Raw genomic sequence first — 15,206 nt, forward strand, 5'->3', positions numbered from 1 at the left:
TAACAGTAGTGACCGACACGACAGTCACCCGTCGGCCGGGCGGCGGTGGGGGAGCTCAGTCGCGGCGAAGCCAGATGACGCCCAGTGGGGGGACCTGAAGGGCTGCGGACGCCACCATCCCGTGCCACGGCACGTCCTCGGCCCGCACCTCGCCCAGGTTGCCCACCCCGGACCCGCCGTAGTGGTGCGCGTCGGTGTTGAGCACCTCGGTCCAGGTGCCGCCGGCCGGCAGGCCGATCCGGTAGTCGTGCAGCGGCTGGGCGGAGAAGTTCGCCACGCACACCAGCGTCGAGCCGTCCGGGGCGATCCGCACGAACGACACGGTGTTGTTGGCGACGTCGTCGCCGGCGATCCAGCGGAAGCCGGCCGGTTCGGTGTCCTGTGCCCAGAGCGCCGGGATGTCCCGGTAGACCCGGTTGAGGTCACCGACGAGTCGTTGCACACCGGCGCGGGCCGGGTCGTGCAACAGGTACCAGTCGAGGCCGCGTTCCTCGCTCCACTCCCGGTCGTCGGCCAGCTCGGAGCCCATGAACAGTAACTGCTTGCCGGGATGCGCCCACATGTACGCCAGCAGGGCCCGCACGTTCGCCAGCCGCTGCCAGGTGTCGCCGGGCATCTTGCCGGCCAGTGAGCCCTTGCCGTGCACCACCTCGTCGTGGCTGATCGGCAGCACGTAGTTCTCACTCCACGCGTACGCCAGGGAGAAGGTGAGCTGGTGGTGATGGTGCTGGCGGTAGATCGGGTCCTTCGAGGTGTAGAGCAGGGTGTCGTGCATCCAGCCCATGTTCCACTTGAACCCGAAGCCCAGCCCGCCGTCGGCGGTCGAGCGGGTGACCCCCGGCCAGGCGGTGGACTCCTCGGCGATCATGACGACCCCGGCGTGGTGCTTGTAGACGGTCGCGTTCACCTCCTGCATGAGCGCGATGGCCTCCAGGTTCTCCCGGCCGCCGTACTGGTTCGGGGCCCACTCGCCGTGGTTGCGGGAGTAGTCCAGGTAGAGCATCGAGGCGACGGCGTCCACCCGCAGCCCGTCGACGTGGAACTGGTCGCACCAGTAGAGCGCGTTGGCGACCAGGAAGTTGCGCACCTCGCTGCGACCGAAGTCGAACACGTACGTGCCCCAGTCGGGGTGTTCGCCGCGGCGCGGGTCGGGGTGCTCGTAGAGCGGGGTGCCGTCGAAGCGGCCCAGCGCCCACTCGTCCTTGGGGAAGTGCGCGGGCACCCAGTCGAGGATCACGCCGACGCCGGCGGCGTGCAGCCGGTCGACGAGGTAGCGGAAGTCGTCGGGGTTGCCGAACCGGGACGTCGGCGCGTAGTAGCCGGTGACCTGGTAGCCCCAGGAACCGCCGAACGGGTGCTCCATCACGGGCAGGAACTCCACGTGCGTGAAGCCCAGCTCGGTGACGTACGCGGTGAGCTGCTCGGCCAGTTCGCGGTAGCCCAGGCCGGGCCGCCACGAGCCGAGGTGCACCTCGTAGACGCTCATCGGCTCCTGGTGTGGCTGCCGCTCGGCCCGCCGAACCAGCCAGTCCGCGTCGTTCCACCGGTACGTCGAGTGGTGCACCACCGAGGCGGTGGCCGGCGGCACCTCGGCGTACGCCGCGAGGGGGTCGGCCTTGTCCCGCCACTGCCCGTCGGCGCCGAGCACCCGGTACTTGTAGCGGGCACCGACCCGGGCGTTGGGGACGAACAGCTCCCACACTCCGCTGGCGCCGAGCGACCGCATCGGCCAGCCGTCGTCGGGTGCCCAGCCGGTGAAGTCGCCGATCACCCGGACTCCGCGAGCGTTGGGCGCCCAGACGCTGAACGCGACGCCCTCGTCGAAGACGCGGGCACCCAGCGCCTCCCACAGTCGCTCGTGGCGGCCCTCGCGGATCAGATGCAGGTCCAGTTCGCCGAGGGTCGGCGGGTAGCGGTACGGGTCGTCGTGCGCGGTGCCGTCGACCTCCACCCGGTAGTCGAGCACGGTGCCCTCGACCTGCGTCTCGAAGACGCCGACGTCGTGCACGCGCTTCATCGGGTGCCGCTCGTCGCCGACGAGCAGCACCACGTCGCCGGCGCCCCGGCGCATCGTGCGGATCGTCGTCGAGGAGTCGGCGGGGTGCGCGCCGAGCAGCGCGTGCGGGTCGTGCGTCGCGCCGGTGATCAGCTGGTCCATCGGTCGTCCTTCGGTGCGGGGGCGGTCGGCGCGGTACGGGACGAGCGGGCGGCAGCCGAACGGGCAGCGGACAACCGGGACGCCACCGTGGCCGGGGTCGTCGGCGCGGTACCGCCGGAGAGGTCGTCCGGCACCTCGGCGACGGTGAGGTCGGCCGGCTCGGCGCCCGCCGGCTGCGGCTCGGTCGGCGGGGCCGGCCGGCGCACCGTCAGCACGTGCGCCGGCTGCAGGTACGGGTCGAGCCGGACCGCGTTGCGCTGGCCCCAGTCGTAGCTGGTGCCGGTGAGCTCGTCGTACACGGTGAACCGCTCGTGCCAGTCGTAGCCGAGCGCCGGCATGTCGAGGGTGGTGTTGCCCCACTGCACGACGCGCGGGTCGAACGAGCAGATCACGATGACGGTGTTGCCGGTCTCCGGGTCGTGCTTCGACCAGCAGAGCAGCGCCGGGTTGTCGATCTCGTGGAAGCGCAGGTTGCGGAGCTGGTGCAGGGCCGCGTTGTCGCGGCGTACCCGGTTGAGGGTGGCCAGGAACGGGGCCAGCGAGCGGCCCTGCGCCTCGGCGCCGGCCCAGTCGCGCGGGCGCAGCTCGTACTTCTCGTTGTCCAGGTATTCCTCGGCACCGGGCCGGGCCACGTGTTCGAACAGCTCGAAACCCGCGTACAGGCCCCAGGACGGGGAGAGCAGCGCGGCCAGCACCGCCCGGATCTTGAACATCGGCGGGCCGCCGTGCTGCAACGACTCGTGCAGGATGTCCGGCGTGTTCGGCCAGAAGTTGGGCCGCATGTAGTCGGCCGCCTCGATCAACTCCTCGCAGTACGCCCGCATCTCGGCCGCCGTCGTGCGCCAGGTGAAGTAGGTGTACGACTGCGTGAAGCCGATCTTGCCCAGCCCGTGCATGATGGCCGGCCGGGTGAACGCCTCGGCCAGGAACAGCACGTCCGGGTCGACCTTCTTGACCTCGGCGATCAGCCAGTGCCAGAAGTCGAACGGCTTGGTGTGCGGGTTGTCCACCCGGAAGATCCGGATGCCCTCGCCGACCCAGTGCAGCACCACCCGCAGCACCTCGGCCCGGATGCCCTCCGGGTCGTTGTCGAAGTTGACCGGGTAGATGTCCTGGTACTTCTTCGGCGGGTTCTCCGCGTACGCGATGGTGCCGTCGGCCCGGGTGGTGAACCACTCCGGGTGCTCGGTCACCCAGGGGTGGTCCGGCGCGCACTGCAACGCCAGGTCCATCGCCACTTCCAGGCCGTGCGCCGCTGCCGCGCCGATGAAGGCCTTGAAGTCCGCCGGCGTACCCAGATCGGGGTGGATGGTGTCGTGGCCGCCCTCGGCGGCGCCGATCGCCCACGGCGAGCCCACGTCGTCCGGCCCGGCGGTGAGCGCGTTGTTGCGGCCCTTGCGGTTGACCCGGCCGATCGGGTGGATCGGCGGCAGGTAGAGCACGTCGAAGCCCATCGCGGCCACGCCGGGCAGCCGCTCGGTGGCGGTGGCGAAGGTGCCGGAGACGTTCCCCACCGCTCCTTCGGAGCGGGGGAAGAACTCGTACCAGGCCGAGTAGAGCGCCCGCTTGCGGTCCACCCAGAGGGAGTACGTGTCACCGGCGGTGATCATCTCCCGTACTGGGTGCTCCCAGAGCAGGTCGGCCAGGGCCAGTGCCTCCTCGACCCGCTGCGGCAGCGGCAGGTCGGTGTCGAGCAGCGCGGTGAGCGCCGCCGCGACCCGCGGTCGGTCGGCGGTCGGGACGAGGTCCCGGGCGGCGGAGAGCACCCGCGCGCCCTCGGCGAGGTCGTTGGCCAGGTCGGCCGGCCCCTGCCCAGCGGCGATCTTCTTGGTCACCGCGTTCTGCCAGGTCAGGTACGGATCTTGGAACGCCTCCACGGAGAAGGTCCAGGAGCCGACGGCGTCCGGCCGGATGACGGCGTGCCAGCGGTCCTGGCCGGGCTCGCCGGGGCGCATCCGGGTGAACGGCCGCTGTGCGCCGTCCGGACCGGCCCACACCACGTTGCAGCCCAGCGCGTCGTGCCCCTCCCGGTAGGCGCGTGCCGACACCGGAATCGGCTCGTCGACCACCGCCTTGGCCGGGTACCGCCCGCACGAGACGGCGGGGGAGACGTCTTCGATCGGGAACCGTCCAGTCACCCCGCCAACCTACTGCGCGAGATCCGTTCGCGCGCGGTCAAGCACGCGACGTTGGGGAGCGGGCGCGACCGATAGAACTCATCAAGGGCGGCTGCATGCCTTCTACGTGTCGCGTATCATATGTGACACGTGACAGGGGGTCGGGTATGCGGTTGAACAGCAAGGGCCAGGTCACCATTCCGGCGGCGTTGCGGGCCCAATACAACCTGCATGAGGGCGACGAGGTTGATGTGGTCGAGGAGGGCGGTGCCCTTCGCATCGTTCGAGTTCACGGTGCCGAAACCCGGGGTCAGCGTCTCGTCGGCCACATGCGGGGCCGGGGCAGCGCCAAGGAGACCGAGCACATGTCCACCGAAGAGCTGATGGAGATGCTGCGTGGCGAGTGACCGGCTCCGCGCCGTGCCGTCACTTACACCTGACGCCGTGACGACCCTGGTCGACACCAACGTGCTGCTGGACATCCTCACCGAGGACCCCAAGTGGGCGGACTGGTCCGGGACGGCCCTCGCCGAGGCCCGCGACGCGGGCAACCTGGTGATCAACCCCATCGTGTACGCCGAGGTGTCGGTCCGTTTCGACCGTATCGAAGAGCTGGACGAGGCGTTGCCGGCGGGGGACTTCCTGCGCGAGGAGCTTCCGTACCAGGCGGGCTTCCTCGCGGGTAAGGCCTATGCGCGGTATCGGAAACTGGGCGGCGCGAAGCGGTCGCCGCTGGCCGACTTCTACATCGGCGCCCATGCGGCCGTGTGCCGATACCACCTGCTGACCCGTGATGGGTCGCGATACCGCACGTACTTCCCGACCCTGACGCTGACCACACCAGACAACTGACCGCCGCTCAATCGTCGTCTGGCCATCCACTACCAAGATCCGCGTACTTTCGGTGAAACTGCTGCCTCAACGCTCGTCGACCCAGCAACTTCACCGAAGTTGTGCGGATCTTCGCGGTGTGGTTGCCCTCGCCTGGTTCAGGAGGGCGGTTGCGGCGCCACGAACGAGCCCTTGCCCTGGTGCACCTCGATCCAGCCCCGCTCATCCAGAATCCACAGCGCCCGCTTGATCGGGTTGTCGGACGAGCTGTACTGGCGGGCGAGTTCCGCGATGGTCGGCAATTTGTCGCCGGGCTTGAGGGTGCCGCCTCGGATCGACGTAGTGATGTCATCGACGACCTGCTCGTAGACAGGCTTGCGGGGCATGGTGGGACCACCTCTCGTCAGCCTGTTCAGACTCTCACCATGCGCAACACGGTGTGGACCCTGTGTTGACTCTGGCTACTTAGGGTCCTAAGTTGGGTCGTGTTAGAGGTTCTCTCGTCAGCAGCGGAGTACCTCAGCCGGGGCGGAGTGGTTCCCCCGTGCCGCCCCGCCCCGGCTCCCCTTCCGATCGCCCGCCGTCACCCCATCGCCTGCCGTCACCCCATCGCTCGCGGTCGCACATCACCTACGAGGAGGCACAGTTGGACGAGCGTCTGCCGGATGGGCCGCTGCCGCCCGCGTACCCGATTCCCGGTGCCCGGCCGCCGCAGCCGGATGGAGACCGGGTGCCCTGCCCGCCGCACGCGACGCGGGCACCGCTCACCCGGCGGCAGTACGCCTACGGCATTGCGATTGCGGTGGTCGTACTCGTGCTGTTTGTGGTTGGGATCCTGCGGTGAGCGGGACGGGCCGGCGGTGAACGAGCTGCCGGTGGGTCGCCGGGTCGCCCAGTGGCGGGTGCGGCGGAACATGACGCAGCAGCAGTTCGCCGACCGTCTCGGCAAGTCGAAGAGCTGGGTGGACAAGGTCGAGCGTGGGGTACGCCGGCTGGAGCGGGTGTCCAACCTTCGGGAGATCGCCGAAACGCTCCGCATCGACGTGGAGGTCCTGCTGGCCGCCCGGCCCACGCGGCCGGCTCCGGTCGCCACAGGGGTGGACGGGATCCGGACGGCGCTGGCCTGCTACCACCTGCCGGGCTCGACCCGGCCGCCGAACTTCGAAGAGGTGCGGGCACGGCTGGACCACGCCGAGCAGTGTTATCAGCATGCCCGGTACCCGGCGCTGCTCGCCCTGCTGCCCGGCCTGCTCGATGCCGCCCGCGAGGCGCATGCCGCTCGCCCGGGTGCGACCGACGCTCTGCTGGTGTCGGTGTACGCGCTCATCGCCCTGGTGTTGGTGAAGGTCGACCAGGGGGAGTTGGCCTGGCTGGCCGCCGACCGTGGGATGGCCGCCGCCCTGGCAACTCACGATCCCCGGATGGCCGCCGTCGCCACCGTGTCACTGAGCCAGGCACTGCGGTCCCGTGGTCGGCGGCGGTCCGCACTGGATGCCGCGCTCGCCGCCGCCGACCGCATCGGCGCGCCCCGGTTCGGCGCTGAGTCCTCGGTCAGCGCGTCGCTGCGCGGGACGCTGCTCCTCCAGGCGGCCCTCGCCGCCGCAGGCGGGGGAGACGAACGCGGCGCCCGCCAGGCGCTCGACCAGGCCACCGAGATCGCCCGGCGCGTCGGGGCGGACGGGGGCGGTGCTGACTGCGGAGCCGGCAGCGGTAGCAGCGAAGGCCGTGGTGGTGCGGGCTCCGGTGGCGGTGGCTTCAGCGGTGCGGGCTTCGGTGGCGCGGGGTTCAGCGGTGCGGGCTTCAGCGGTGCGGGCTTCAGTGGCGGTGGCTTCGGGCGGGCCGCGGTCGAGGCGGCTCGGGTGGTGGCCGACGCGGCACTCGGCGACGTCGCAACGGCGACACGGCGGCACGAGCGGCTGGTGGCCGGCGACGAGTGGCGGTGGCTGCCGCCCGAGCACCGGGCCGCGTACCTCCTTGATGTAGCCCGCGCTCACGCCCTGGCCGGCGACCTGCTCAGGGCAGGCCGGACGCTGCTCGACGCGGAACGCACCGCCCACAGCGAGGTGCACCACCGACCGGCCGTACGGAAGCTGGTCGCCGTCGTGTCGCGGTCCGCCGATGCGCCCGCCGGCCTGGCGCAACTCGCCGCCACCCTCCGTGTCGGGTGACGTCGGGCGAACTCGGCGCGCGGACCGCCTTGACGACGGGCCTGACTGGTCGACGGCCTCGTCACCGCGTCTACTCCTGCTGTCCGACTCCTTTGGAAGCGACCTGATGCGGCGACCTCGGGCAGGGGGAGATCAGATGCGAGATGGAGCAGATCAGGAGTGGGCCGGTGGGAGGACGCCGAGGGCCATCGCGGTGGTGACGGCGGCGGTGCGGTCGCTGACGTCGAGTTTGTTGAAGGCGCGGAGCAGGTGGGTCTTCACGGTGGCCTCGGTGATGTGCAGGACGCGGCCGATGTCGGCGTTGGTGTGGCCGGTGGCGACCAGGGACAGGACCTGCACCTCGCGGGCCGAGAGGATCGGGGTGGTGGCGGGGCGGGGCGGGTTGCGGACCTGCTGGACGAGGCGGCCGGCGACGGACGGGGTGAGGACGGTCTCGCCGCGGGCGGCGGCGCGGATGGCGGCCGTGAGGTCGGTGCGAGTGGCGTCCTTGAGGAGGTACCCGCAGGCGCCCGCTTCGACGGCGCGGAGGATGTCGGCGTCGGTGTCGTAGGTGGTGAGGACGACGACCCGGGTCTGTGGCAGCGCGGCGAGGATGCGGTCGGTGGCGCCGGGGCCATCGAGGCCGGGCATCCGCAGGTCCATGAGGATGACGTCGGGGTGGTGGGTGTGCGCGGCGGTGACGGCCTCCTCGCCGGAGCCGGCCTCGCCGACGACGGTCAGATCGGGTTCGGATTCGAGCATGCCGCGCAGGCCGTCGCGGACGACGGGATGATCGTCGACCAGCAGGATGCGGATCATGGCAGCTTCGCTGGACGCGTGGGTCATGAGAGCTCGACCTTGACGGTGGTGCCGACGCCGGGGGGGGCTGTCGACGCGACACGCGCCGCCGGCTTGTTCGACCCGCTGGCGCATGCCGGCGAGCCCAAATCCAGAGACGGAGCCGGGCGCAGGAGCGGCGAAGCCGACGCCGTCGTCGACGACCGTCAGCACGACACCGGTGCCGGCCGTCGTGAGCTGAACGTCGACGGTGGTGGCGTTCGCGTGTTTGCGAATGTTGGTGAGGGCCTCCTGCAGGCAGCGCAGCAGCACGACCTGCGACGCGGTCGGCAGTTCGGCAAGACGCTCGTCGAGGTGGCAGGCGGTGCGGATCCCGGTCTGCGACGCGAGCCGGGACAGCTGCCGACGTACGGCGTCGCCGAGGCCGGACGTGTGCAGGTCGGCGGGACTGAGGGCGGCAACGAGAGCACGGGCCTCGGCCAGGTTCTCGCGAGCGGTGTCGGCGACCTGCGTGAGGCGGTGCTGAACGGTAGCCGGATCGGTGGTGGTTTCGGCGGCTTGGGCGAGGGTGATGATGCTGGCGAAGCCCTGGGCAAGGGTGTCGTGGATTTCGGCGGCGAGGCGGGCTCGTTCGGCGGCGACGCCGGCCTCGTGGGAGAGGTGGGCGACCTCGGCGCGGCTGGCGGACAACTCGGCGATCATCACGGCACGTTCCTCGTTCTGGGCGGTGATGCGATTGATGGAGGTGCCGGCTACGACGGCGAACACGAGGCCGAGCACGGTGAGCGGCACCAAGCCGTGAACCTTGGCCAGAGTGCCGTCGCGGAGCAGGGCGATCGGTATCGGCAGCAGGTCGAGTGCCGCGACGGCGCCGATCGCGGAACGCAACGGCAGCGCCGCGAACAACATCGCCCCCCAGGCGAACAGCGCGAACGATGCGGTGTGGTCGAGCCAGACGGCGGTGAGGTGCAGCAATCCGAGAACGGTGGCGAAGAGCCATCCGGAGAGCGGTAACCGCCGCAGCGCCGCATACCAGGCGAGGCAGAGCACGAGCAGGATCGAGGCGGCCGGGGCGCTCAGGACGCCGGGGGCCCGGTCGACGAGCATGAAGCCGACGACCGCCCCCACCACGACGATGTAGAGCAGATCCCAGAGCGAAAGTGTCACCGGCGCGACCACCGGAACGTCAGCAGGCTCAGCACCAGGCCGATCACGCACCACGCGAGCAGCACCAGAGCGGTTCTGCCGGGCTCCCATGAGCCTGCCACCTCCTCTGAGGCGAGGGCGTCGGGCAGGAACACCGAGCGGAACCCCTGCCCCATCCACTTGACGGGGAACAGCGCCGAGACGTTGACCATCGCCGAGGGCAGCGCGGCGATGTGCACGAAGATGCCGGACGTGAACTGCAGGACGAGCACGGGAAGGTTGAGCACCGCCGGCGCGCTGCGGGCCGAGCTGGCCAGGGAACTCGCGGCGATGCCCAGCAGGGTACAGGCGACCACCGACAACACCATCAGCCAGGCGAACGTGACCCAGTGCGAGACATCGGCGGGTAGCGGCAGGTCGAACATCAGTACGCCGACGAGCAGCAGCAGCGCGACTTCGAAGATGGCGGCGAAGAAGACCAGCACGATCTTCCCGAGGAAGTAGGCGCCGGCGGTGACCGGCGTACCCCGCAGGCGTTTGAGGGTGCCGTCCCCGCGGTCGACGGCGATGCCGATACCCATGCTGATGAAGGCGGTGGACAGGATGCCGTAGGCGATCATGCCGGCGGCGAAGACCTGGCTGTGCGTGGTCGGTGAGCCGGGCATGACGGGCGTGTCGAAGATCAAGCCGAGCAGGATCGTGAGCAGCGCCGGGAACGCGAACGTGAAGATGACCGCGTCCTTCTGCCGGATCAGCTGGAGGACCTCGATGTAGCCCCGGGAGCGGCCGTTCGAGAGCACGGATGGCATGGTCATGACCGGGCTCCGATCAGGTCGAGGTAGACGTCCTCCAGGTTGGGGCGGCGGACTTGCAGGTCGGTCATGTCCGGGCCGGCCTGCGCGATGACGGTGTTGGGTGAGTCGGTGCGGACCTCGTGCAGGCCGGCGCCGTCGCGCCAGGTGACTGTCGCTTGCGCGTGGGCGAGGCCGCCGACGGTGGATGGTGTACCCGCGGCGACGATCCGCCCGCCGACCATGATGGCGAGCCGGCCGGCCAGGGCGGCGGCCTCGTCGAGATAGTGGGTGGTGAGCAGGATCGTGGTTCCATCCGCGGCGAGGGAGCGGATCAGAGCCCAGAACTGCCGGCGGGCCTCCGGGTCGAACCCAGTGGTCGGTTCGTCGAGGAACACCAACTCCGGGTGGCCGACGATGCCCAGCGCCACGTCGACACGGCGCCGCTGCCCGCCGGACAACGACCTGATCCGCGCGTCTGCCTTGGCCGCCAGCCCGACGGCGGAGATGACCTCCTCCGGGTCGCGGGGCGAGGGGTAGTAGCCGGCGAAGTGCCGGACGGTCTCCCGGACCGTGAGGTCGCCGGCATCGGTGGCCGACTGCAGCACGATGCCGATCCGGGACCGCCACCGCCGTCCAGCCGTGCCGGGATCCTCCCCCAGGACCCGAACGTCGCCGCCGTCGCGGCGACGGTGGCCTTCGAGGATCTCGATGGTGGTGCTCTTACCGGCGCCGTTGGGGCCGAGCAGCGCAAAGACCTCGCCACCGTCGACGGACATGTCGATTCCGTCGATTGCGGCCGTGCCACCGTACGTCTTACGGAGGCCGTGAACTTCGATCGGTGTCATGGGAATCAGCAAAGCCGGAACCCCACCCGCCCCGGGACGACCGGAGGACTGACCCGGGCTGTCAACCAGTCGACGGACACCGGCCGGCGGACCCGGTCTGCCGGCGCTGGCCCGGCGCCGTCGAAATGGGGTAAACACCAACTCATCGACGATATTCGGTGGCGGGTGCGGGTGGGCGCTCTGCGATCATGGCCGGGTGGTGACCGGCGGGAGCGACGACAACGTCATTTTCCGGCGTGCCGGAGTCGACGACACGCCCGAGGTGCTCATCGTGCTCGATGAGGCGGCGGCATGGCTGCGGGAACGCGGTATCAGTCAATGGCCCGCACGTTTCGAGCCATCCTGGATCGAAGACGCGATTCGCCGCGGCGAGACCTGGCTGATCGAGATCAACAACGAGACCGCCGGGACTGTCACGCTGGACTGGGTCGATCCCATCTGGGCCGACGTCGGCGGGCAAGCCGCGTACGTCCACAGGATGGCAGTGCGTCGTTGGGCCGGCGGCCTCGGCGCCGTCATTCTGGGGTGGGCTGCGGACACCGCACTCCATCGCAGCCGGCACGCCCTACGCCTGGATTGCGTGGCCTCCAACCTCCGGTTATGCGCCTACTACGAGGCGTCCGGCTTCGTTCATCGTGGTGACGTGGCCGTGGGAGGTGCTCCGGGGCAGCGGGAACAGCAAGGCCCCGTCACCACGGTCAGCCGTTATGAACTGCCGCTACACGCTGCGGGTAAGACCCAGCACAGCATGCTCTGACTGTGAAACACCGCCCCGGGCCTCTCCTGCCGATCATGGATCGGTGCGGCAGGGCGTCTTGGCTAGAGTCTCGCTGTGGTTGTGGTCGACATAGTGGAGAAGTTCGGTGTGGACGATGTCCTCGAATGCTCATGGGAGCTGCCAGCAGAGGTCATCGAGCCGCTGCGCGCGCATGTTGAGGTGACGCCCGGCGGGTGGGTCGTGGACGTGTGGCCCGTGACAGCGCCGCTTGCCGCCATCGTGCAGCCTTGGGTTGATGAGCCCATCGATGTCGGTTCGGATTCCTGGTTCGTCAGCTCTGCGCAAGCCACAGCGTGAGGCGAGTCATCGGGTCATCGGAGCCCGCGACGATCCGATCTCACGTTCCGTCCGCCGTCCATGGGCGAAGCCGTTCGTGGCAGGTCCTCCATGGCCCGAAGCGTTCCGGCAGGTCACGCCACGCCGCAGCCATACTCAGCTTCCGCAGGATCCCGTCGATGACCTGCCGGTGATCCCGCCACTGCCCGCGCGCACCACCCGGCTCCGGCAGCAGTGGCGCGATCATCGCCCACGCCTCATCGGTCAGCTCACCACCGACGCAGCGTCAACGATCAATCAATACAAGATCGACAGGGCAGACACCTAGATGCGTCGGTGGTAGTGGTTGCGGCGGGGGACCTGGTCGGGGTCGAGCCAGGCGGGTGGGATGAACTCCGGCTGGCCGTCGTTGGCGAGGTGGACGGTCCAGTCGCTGTGGTGGAGGTGGCGGTGGTGGTGGCCGCAGAGCAGGACCGCGTTAGCCAGACACGTCGGGCCGCCGTCTGTCCAGTGCTGGATGTGGTGGGCATCGCACCAGCGGGGTGGTCGGTCGCAGCCGGGGAAGGCGCAGCCGCGGTCGCGCAGGACGAGGGCGCGGCGGAGTGGGCCGGTGATGAGGCGGCGTTGTCGGCCGACGTCGAGTGGTTGGCCGTTGCCGCCGAGGATGGCGGGGAGGATGGCGGCGTCGCAGGCGAGGCGGCGCACCGCGTCGGCGCTGAGCTGTCCGCCGGTGTCGAGGGTGCCGGTGGTGAGCTGTTGGCGTAGGACGTCGTAGGTGGTGGTGACGACGAGTTGAGGACGGTCGCCACCGCTTTCGGGGAGGTCGCCGCCGCTCAGGGCGAGCCGGCAGACGTCGGCGAGCGCGTCGTGTCGGCGTTGCCCGGGGGTGCGGGTGTCGTCGGGCCCGGTGGGTGCGGTGAGTGGGTCGATGGCGGTGCGCAGCAGGGCGGCGGCCTCGGTGTCGAGGATGCCGGTGAGGCGTAGTCGGCCGTCGGGTTGTTCGCTGATGGTGAGGTGTCGGTCGCGGGCGGCGCGCGACTCGTCGGCCCGCAGGGCCGCTTCGGCGGCCGCGTCGGCGATCTCGGGGGCGACGTGGTCGAGGATCCGGGTGCCGAGCTTGCGCAACTGGGTGGCGTCGAATTGTGCCGCCCAGTCGACGAGGACGCCGACGGCCTTGTCGGCGGCCGCCGGCCCGGCGGTGGTGTGGACGGTCTCGACCGTCTCGGCGATGACTCGGACCTGCTCGATGTCGACCAATCCGCCGGCCAGGGCGTCGCGCACCCCGGCCGGGCTGGTGTCGAATGTCGCGGCGAGCGCGACGAGTCGGCGGGCCGCGCCGACGCCGAGGCGTAGCCGGTCGCGCAGCCAGACGGCTGTGCAGGACGCGCCCTGCGCGGTGGCGGTGCCGCGACCGTCCAACTCCCGGACGAGGGTCAGCTTGACCGCCGCCAGGCGTTGCTCAAGGCGGTGCGTGGCATCCAACGCCGCGACGAGATCAGGCTCGGAAGCGGCCCAGGCGGACGCGTCGAAGCAGGCCACCACTGCGGCTTCGGCCTGCTCCAACGCATCGATCACCACCAGAGAATAGAACAGGTGTACGACACTTTCGGCCCAAGCGCAGGCCAAGGCGCAGACGCAGGCCCAGGCCCAGCCTCAGCCGCAGACGGAGGCCCAGCCGCAGACGGAGGCCCAAGCGCAGACGGAGGCCCAAGCGCAGGCGGGGGCCCAGGCGCAGGCGGCGCCAGGCCGAGCCCCTTGCTCGGCGGGAGGGTGGGCCGGACAACCTGGGGCAGCTGTCGGAATTGATCTTGCTCTCGTGGATCATTTGCCCTCAGGTGAGTAGCCTCCCGTCCATGATCGAACGGGTGAGAGTCGCGGTTGTCGGTGTCGGCAACAACACGTCGGCACTGGTGCAGGGGATTGCTCTCCACCGCCAGACCGGGAGCCTGGTCGGCATCCGCCGGCCGGTGATCGACGGGCTCGGGGTCGGTGACATCGACTTCGTCGCGGCTTTCGCCAGGTCCGACGAGAAGATCGGCAGGGACCTCACCGAGGCGATCTTCCTGGCGCCCAACAACTTCCCCAAGCTCGACTGCGAACTCCCCACGGCGAACGTCCCCGTGACCAAGGGGCTTGTCGATGCGACTGAGGTCGACCGGGTGGCAGCGGCGCTGGCTGGGGCGGAGGTGCTGCTCTACTCGGCGCCGAGTGGCCGGCCGGAGACCGCCCAGGCCTACGCGGAAGCCGCCCACCGAGCAGGTGTCGCCTTCATCAACACCACCGCCGACCCGATCGCCCGCGACCCAGGGCTGCTGGGCAGGTTCGAAGCGGCCCGGCTGCCGCTGCTCGGCGACGACCTGGCGAGCCAGTTCGGCACCTCGGTGCTGCACGACGCGCTGCTGCGGTTGCTCGCGGAGCGGGGCCTCACGCTGGTCAGTTCCTACCAGGTAAATCTGGGCGGCACCGAAGACTTCCGCAACCTGGTCGAGAACCCGAATTCGAAACACCAGTCCAAGCTCAACGCTCTGTCGGCGGCCGACAAGGTGCAGTTGGCTCCGCTCGGTTACCTGTCGCAGCTCAAGTCGCAGAAGGTGGCGCACCTCAATCTTGAGGCGCAGGGTTGGGGCGAGACGGCGGTGAGCCTCGACGTGAAGCTGAAGGTGCATGACCCGAGTGGCGCCGCGGGGGTCAACATCGACCTGATTCGGATGGCAGCCAGCGCGCTCCGAAAAGGGCAGGGCGGACATGTCGCCGAGGCGAAGCCGATGCTCAAATCACCACCTGGAACGGCGATCTGAGACCGGCCCCGCAGACCGGCCCCGCAGGCCGGCCGCGCAGGCCGGCCGCGGATTACGCGGTGAGCAGGCTCCGGATCCGGTCGTACTCGGCGGCCATCTCCGGGGTGGCGAGAAAGTCGTCGAGATCGGCCGAGACCTGGAAGTCGACCTCCTCGATGGACCGGATGGCGAGCTCGAAGAGCTCCCCGCGCCCGTTCTCCTCCAGGTAGGTCGTCCAGTGCTCAAGCGCGGTGATGACGATCAGGAGCCCCTGATCCAGGTCGCCGTCGGCGAGGATGCCCGCCTCGATCCGTTCCAGTTCGGCGCGTAACTCCGTCGCGTCGGCCGTCCGGACGTTCTCGCGAGCGCTGGTCAGCGCCGCCCACCCGTCCTCGGTCAGCTCGTCGTCCGCGACGGTGTCGAGCAGTTCCGCCCGGACCAGCCGGGTGACTGTGTCGAGGCCGAAGACGCGCAGTTGGTCCTCGCCAGCCGCGACGACCAACTGGAGGACCGCCGCTTCGAGTTCGTCGTACCGCATG

The 15,206-nt window shown here is 70.0% G+C and carries 15 protein-coding genes and 2 pseudogenes; 7 read left to right on the top strand and 10 right to left on the bottom strand.

The window, feature by feature from the left end; genetic code table 11:
• Positions 1 to 55: 55 nt before the first annotated feature.
• Positions 56 to 2,158, bottom strand: coding sequence for a 1,4-alpha-glucan branching protein GlgB (gene glgB / locus C7C45_RS02415; protein WP_110561969.1), 2,103 nt, complete (start codon positions 2,156 to 2,158; stop codon positions 56 to 58).
• Positions 2,146 to 4,296 (bottom strand): alpha-1,4-glucan--maltose-1-phosphate maltosyltransferase, encoded by a 2,151-nt coding sequence (locus tag C7C45_RS02420; RefSeq protein ID WP_110561970.1) that lies wholly within the window; start codon positions 4,294 to 4,296, stop codon positions 2,146 to 2,148. The genes glgB and C7C45_RS02420 overlap by 13 nt, the downstream gene beginning before the upstream one ends.
• A gap of 146 nt (positions 4,297 to 4,442) precedes the next feature.
• Between C7C45_RS02420 and C7C45_RS02425 the strand changes: the two genes are divergently transcribed.
• Together C7C45_RS02425 and C7C45_RS02430 are read left to right on the top strand one after the other, a co-directional pair.
• Positions 4,443 to 4,682: an AbrB/MazE/SpoVT family DNA-binding domain-containing protein gene (locus tag C7C45_RS02425; protein ID WP_110561971.1), complete on the top strand. Its 240-nt coding sequence runs from the start codon at positions 4,443 to 4,445 to the stop codon at positions 4,680 to 4,682.
• 37 nt (positions 4,683 to 4,719) lie between these two features.
• Positions 4,720 to 5,127 carry a type II toxin-antitoxin system VapC family toxin gene (locus C7C45_RS02430; RefSeq protein WP_244200200.1) on the top strand — a complete coding sequence of 136 codons (408 nt, stop codon included), beginning with the start codon at positions 4,720 to 4,722 and terminating at the stop codon, positions 5,125 to 5,127.
• A 137-nt stretch (positions 5,128 to 5,264) separates the two neighbouring features.
• Here C7C45_RS02430 and C7C45_RS02435 read toward each other — a convergent pair whose 3' ends face one another.
• Positions 5,265 to 5,492 carry a winged helix-turn-helix domain-containing protein gene (locus tag C7C45_RS02435; protein WP_110561973.1) on the bottom strand — a complete coding sequence of 76 codons (228 nt, stop codon included), beginning with the start codon at positions 5,490 to 5,492 and terminating at the stop codon, positions 5,265 to 5,267.
• Between the two features lie 260 nt (positions 5,493 to 5,752).
• On the opposite strand from C7C45_RS02435, the gene C7C45_RS34710 reads away from it, so the two are divergent.
• Positions 5,753 to 5,950 carry a hypothetical protein gene (locus C7C45_RS34710; protein WP_244200201.1) on the top strand — a complete coding sequence of 66 codons (198 nt, stop codon included), beginning with the start codon at positions 5,753 to 5,755 and terminating at the stop codon, positions 5,948 to 5,950.
• Positions 5,951 to 5,966: 16 nt separating this feature from the next.
• Positions 5,967 to 7,274: a helix-turn-helix domain-containing protein gene (locus C7C45_RS02440; protein WP_244200202.1), complete on the top strand. Its 1,308-nt coding sequence runs from the start codon at positions 5,967 to 5,969 to the stop codon at positions 7,272 to 7,274.
• Between the two features lie 153 nt (positions 7,275 to 7,427).
• On the opposite strand, the gene C7C45_RS34715 is transcribed toward C7C45_RS02440, so the two are convergent.
• The 4 genes and pseudogenes from C7C45_RS34715 to C7C45_RS02455 all read right to left on the bottom strand — a co-directional run bounded on the left by C7C45_RS34715 (position 7,428) and on the right by C7C45_RS02455 (position 10,836).
• The gene (locus C7C45_RS34715; RefSeq protein ID WP_244200212.1) at positions 7,428 to 8,072 is read right to left on the bottom strand and encodes a response regulator; all 645 of its coding nucleotides are present in this window, start codon (positions 8,070 to 8,072) and stop codon (positions 7,428 to 7,430) included.
• 69 nt (positions 8,073 to 8,141) lie between these two features.
• A pseudogene (locus tag C7C45_RS35650) lies at positions 8,142 to 9,308 on the bottom strand (sensor histidine kinase); the annotation flags it as partial.
• Complete coding sequence (locus C7C45_RS02450) at positions 9,215 to 10,012, bottom strand: ABC transporter permease (protein WP_244200203.1); 798 nt, start codon at positions 10,010 to 10,012, stop codon at positions 9,215 to 9,217. The gene C7C45_RS02450 and the pseudogene C7C45_RS35650, both read right to left, overlap by 94 nt.
• On the bottom strand, positions 10,009 to 10,836 hold the full coding sequence (locus C7C45_RS02455; protein ID WP_110561976.1) for an ABC transporter ATP-binding protein: 828 nt from the start codon (positions 10,834 to 10,836) through the stop codon (positions 10,009 to 10,011). Before C7C45_RS02455 ends, C7C45_RS02450 begins: the two co-directional genes overlap by 4 nt.
• Positions 10,837 to 11,032: 196 nt before the next feature.
• Here C7C45_RS02455 and C7C45_RS02460 point away from each other — a divergent pair, with 196 nt between their 5' ends.
• Together C7C45_RS02460 and C7C45_RS02465 are read left to right on the top strand one after the other, a co-directional pair.
• The gene (locus C7C45_RS02460; RefSeq protein WP_167454612.1) at positions 11,033 to 11,593 is read left to right on the top strand and encodes a GNAT family N-acetyltransferase; all 561 of its coding nucleotides are present in this window, start codon (positions 11,033 to 11,035) and stop codon (positions 11,591 to 11,593) included.
• Between the two features lie 75 nt (positions 11,594 to 11,668).
• A complete protein-coding gene (locus C7C45_RS02465) occupies positions 11,669 to 11,911 on the top strand; it encodes a hypothetical protein (RefSeq protein WP_110561978.1) in 243 nt (80 codons plus the stop codon).
• 43 nt (positions 11,912 to 11,954) lie between these two features.
• Here the strand turns inward: C7C45_RS02465 and C7C45_RS02470 are convergent.
• Together C7C45_RS02470 and C7C45_RS02475 are read right to left on the bottom strand one after the other, a co-directional pair.
• A pseudogene (locus C7C45_RS02470) lies at positions 11,955 to 12,158 on the bottom strand (transposase); the annotation flags it as partial.
• 56 nt (positions 12,159 to 12,214) lie between these two features.
• Entirely contained in the window at positions 12,215 to 13,465 is a 1,251-nt protein-coding gene (locus C7C45_RS02475) for an HNH endonuclease signature motif containing protein (RefSeq protein ID WP_110562064.1), read from the bottom strand.
• A gap of 278 nt (positions 13,466 to 13,743) precedes the next feature.
• On the opposite strand from C7C45_RS02475, the gene C7C45_RS02480 reads away from it, so the two are divergent.
• Positions 13,744 to 14,688, top strand: coding sequence for an inositol-3-phosphate synthase (locus C7C45_RS02480; protein ID WP_110561979.1), 945 nt, complete (start codon positions 13,744 to 13,746; stop codon positions 14,686 to 14,688).
• Between the two features lie 52 nt (positions 14,689 to 14,740).
• On the opposite strand, the gene C7C45_RS02485 is transcribed toward C7C45_RS02480, so the two are convergent.
• Complete coding sequence (locus C7C45_RS02485; RefSeq protein WP_110561980.1) at positions 14,741 to 15,205, bottom strand: hypothetical protein; 465 nt, start codon at positions 15,203 to 15,205, stop codon at positions 14,741 to 14,743.
• Position 15,206 lies beyond the last annotated feature (1 nt).

Source organism: Micromonospora arborensis (genome assembly GCF_003205615.1).
GTDB lineage: Bacteria > Actinomycetota > Actinomycetes > Mycobacteriales > Micromonosporaceae > Micromonospora > Micromonospora arborensis.